We start from the raw sequence: 3,654 nt of genomic DNA, 5'->3' as shown, positions 1-3,654 counted from the left end.
CACGGTCGATATGATAGTAAGTAGCATTAATTTTTTCCAGCATTTCGTCAGAAATCAACATGTTCGAACGGTCGCCATTTTTGCCAAGGGTGTATACGTGTGGATGCTCTACAAAAATCAGTGTGTTTTCGGTAGTTTCGTTGTTTTGTTTACGTGCTATTTGCTTATTGAAAATGGTTTCCTGCTTTTTCCAGGCCTTACCATAATCAAGCTGCTGCCAATCTTCGAAATTAATTTTATGCTTCATAGCTGGTTTTATTTTGATAAGTGTTGTTCTGCATGATATGATGATCGTACAAGTGGTCCACTCTCTACCACAGTAAATCCTTTTTCTATTCCAATTGCTTTGTATTTTTCAAATTCTGAGGGTTCTACATAACGCTGCACCGGAATATTTTTTGGCGATGGCTGCAGATACTGGCCAATTGTAAATATTTCACAACCCACTTTGATTAAATCGTCCATTACCTCCAGTATATCGTCCAGGGTTTCTCCTAAACCGACCATAATACCGCTTTTAGTTTGCACATCGTTTTGTGCCAAATATTTTAAAACACGCAGCGATGTTGTATATTCTGCTTTTGAACGAATTTTCGGTGTTAACCGCCTCACTGTTTCAAGGTTGTGGGAAATGATATCAGGCTCAGCATCAATAACCATATCAAGCAAACGTGGATTGGCATCAAAATCTGGAATAAGCGCCTCAATAGTAAGGTTTGGATTTTTATATTTTATTTCTTTTATGGTGCGCTGCCAATGATGTGCTCCTTTTTGTGGCAGGTCATCGCGATCGACCGAGGTGAGCACGGCATGTTTTAAGCCAAGTTTAGCAATAGTACGAGCCAGTTTTACAGGCTCGTTTTCATCTGGCGGCGCAGGGTTTTTACTGGTATTTACGTTGCAAAACCGGCAACCCCTGGTGCAGGTATCGCCGAGAATCATAAATGTGGCCGTGCCGTTGTTCCAGCATTCTCCCATATTCGGGCATTTACCACTTGTGCAAATGGTATGGAGGTTATTCTCTTTGAGCAGTTGGTTTATTTTTTTGTAACTGTCGCTTTTAGGAAGCTGTATTTTGAGCCAATCAGGTTTACGTTGGTATTGCATGGTGCTGTTTTTAGTCGTTTGAGAATGCGAAAATAAGCATAAAAATGAGAACCATTATGCTTTTCAAAATTACATTACAAAAACTATGACGTTTTTACATTAGAAAAAAAGGTTTTTTAAAAAGGCGTGCCAACAAGGGAAGGGAATGTTCGAAATGGAATTTCGCCGCGATGTATCGTTAAATGGTATGATCAAAAGAATTATCGGCGAACGGGCACAGGGGTAAAATAAAATCGCACCACATATAATATTGCTAATCAGGGTATTGTCAAATGCGAAACTTTAGTTATTTAATATATCGGCTGGAATTTTATTTCACGCAACGCTCGCCACAAATACGCAACGATCGCAACGTTATAACCCGTGGCGCTCGTGGCGTGCTTTTCTCGCTGCGTTCGTTGCGAGAAACAAAAATCCATCAGGTTTTGCAAAAAAGTGAGGGTCTCGCACAAAACGAAACACTCACTAAATTTAAATGAGAAGCTTTTTTGCTATATGTTTGTTTTTACCTGATCGGCCGCTTCTTGTAATGTGATGGCTGAGAAGACCTTGAGTCCCGAATTGTCAATTAATTCTTTCCCTTCCTGGGCATTTGTGCCCTGGAGCCTCACGATAACGGGTACGTTTATGTCTCCGATACTTTTGTAGGCATCTACAACGCCCTGTGCAACTCTGTCGCAGCGCACAATGCCACCAAAAATGTTGATAAGGATGGCTTTTACGTTCGGGTCTTTCAAAATGATGCGGAAACCTGCTTCTACTGTTTTGGCATTGGCTGTACCACCCACATCGAGGAAGTTGGCAGGATCGCCTCCGCTGAGTTTAATAATATCCATTGTAGCCATGGCCAAACCGGCTCCGTTCACCATACAGCCCACATTTCCGTCCAGTTTTACAAAGTTCAGTCCGTGCTTTCCGGCCTCCACTTCAGCGGGATCTTCTTCTGTAAGGTCGCGCATTTCGGCATAATCCTGATGACGGAACAGTGCATTGTCGTCGAGGTTTACTTTGGCATCGGCAGCCATAATTTTGTCGTCGGAAGTTTTCATCACAGGATTGATCTCAAATAGCGATGAATCGCTTCCTTCATAAGCTTTGTAAAGTGCCATGGCAAATTTCACCATGGATTTAAATGCCTGTCCGCTCAAACCAAGGTTAAAGGCAATTTTGCGCGCCTGGAAAGGCATGAGCCCTGTTGCAGGATCAACTTCTTCTTTAAAAATTAGCTCCGGTGTCTTTTCGGCTACTGTTTCAATGTCCATGCCGCCTTCGGTGCTGTACATCACTATATTGCGTCCGGTGTCGCGGTTTAGCAACACACTCACATAGAATTCTTCAATTTCCGATGGTCCCGGATAATAAATACCTTGCTCAATTAGCACACGATGTACTTTTTTCCCTTCAGGACCTGTTTGATGTGTCACCAGCTGCATGCCGATAATTTCCTTTGCAAAGGTTTTTACATCGTCCAGCGATTTTGCAATTTTTACACCGCCTCCTTTACCTCGTCCGCCGGCGTGAATTTGAGCTTTTACGGCCCAGGTATCACAACCTGTTTCTTCTGCAACCTGACGGGCAGCTTCAACAGCCTTTTCTGGTGTATCTGCAACTATGCCTGCTGGCACTGGTACGTTGAATGACTTTAAAATTGTTTTAGCCTGGTATTCATGAATATTCATGGATGTAGATATTTTAATGATTGATAGCGTAAACGTATTTATTTTTTTTCATATTTACAAATGGGATAAAGAATAAAAGACCCCAATTAACCAACTCATTTGGCAAACAATAAAAAGTAGAGAATAGTTTAAAAATTTTCAGTATCCATGCTATTTTTGTAAAAATTGTCACCATGCGAAAACTTAAAATATTTGAAATAGAGCGAATTGATGCGGATGCTTTCAGACAGGCTGATAAAATTCCGGTTGTTTTGGTGCTGGATAATATCAGAAGTGCCCACAATGTGGGGTCTTTTTTTCGCACGTCAGATGCTTTTAGGGTAGCACACATTTACCTTTGTGGAATTACAGCACAGCCGCCCAGCAATGAGATTAGAAAAACAGCTCTTGGAGCCACTGAATCAGTTGAATGGAGTTACCATGAAAGTACACAGGATGTGGTGGAAAGTTTGAAGCAAAAAGGTTTTACTATGGCAGGCATTGAACAGGTTGATAATCCGGTAATGCTTGAAGATTATAAGAACGAAAACAATCAGCCTATCGCACTGGTTTTTGGCAATGAAGTAAAAGGAGTGCAGCAATCTGTATTAGATCAGTGCGACATAGCCATTGAAATTCCACAATATGGAACGAAACATTCACTCAACGTTTCTGTTTCTGGAGGTATTGTTATTTGGGAAGTTTTCAAGCAGTTTCGAAATATTTTGAGCTAAAAGCTACCCTTTTTTGTCAGTTTTACTCATCTGATGAAACCTCCATGTTTAACCATTTAAACACACACGAACATGTTTATTTGGAGTATTACAGTTAAAAAACTGTAAAACAGGTAATAGGAGGTTCCATCCCAATTGGTATCGGGACAGGTAAT

At 41.0% G+C, this 3,654-nt stretch carries 3 protein-coding genes and 1 pseudogene; 1 reads left to right on the top strand and 3 read right to left on the bottom strand.

Annotation, left to right across the window (positions count from 1 at the left end; translation table 11 throughout):
- From VJ937_RS13255 to sucC, 3 genes and pseudogenes are all read right to left on the bottom strand, one after another.
- A partial coding sequence (locus VJ937_RS13255) for a lipoyl protein ligase domain-containing protein (protein WP_414706415.1) occupies nucleotides 1–247 on the bottom strand: 247 nt, incomplete at its 3' end.
- A gap of 8 nt (nucleotides 248–255) precedes the next feature.
- Nucleotides 256–1,119 (bottom strand): annotated as a pseudogene (gene lipA, locus VJ937_RS13250) (lipoyl synthase); the annotation flags it as partial.
- A gap of 479 nt (nucleotides 1,120–1,598) precedes the next feature.
- Nucleotides 1,599–2,786 (bottom strand): ADP-forming succinate--CoA ligase subunit beta, encoded by a 1,188-nt coding sequence (gene sucC / locus VJ937_RS13245; protein ID WP_324067832.1) that lies wholly within the window; start codon nucleotides 2,784–2,786, stop codon nucleotides 1,599–1,601.
- A 173-nt stretch (nucleotides 2,787–2,959) separates the two neighbouring features.
- Here sucC and VJ937_RS13240 point away from each other — a divergent pair, with 173 nt between their 5' ends.
- Nucleotides 2,960–3,499 (top strand): RNA methyltransferase, encoded by a 540-nt coding sequence (locus tag VJ937_RS13240; RefSeq protein WP_324067831.1) that lies wholly within the window; start codon nucleotides 2,960–2,962, stop codon nucleotides 3,497–3,499.
- Nucleotides 3,500–3,654 lie beyond the last annotated feature (155 nt).

Source organism: Salinivirga sp. (assembly GCF_035268865.1).
GTDB lineage: Bacteria > Bacteroidota > Bacteroidia > Bacteroidales > Salinivirgaceae > Salinivirga.
The sequence above is the reverse complement of the archived record's forward strand: the minus strand, read 5'-3'. Positions and strand labels throughout refer to the sequence as shown.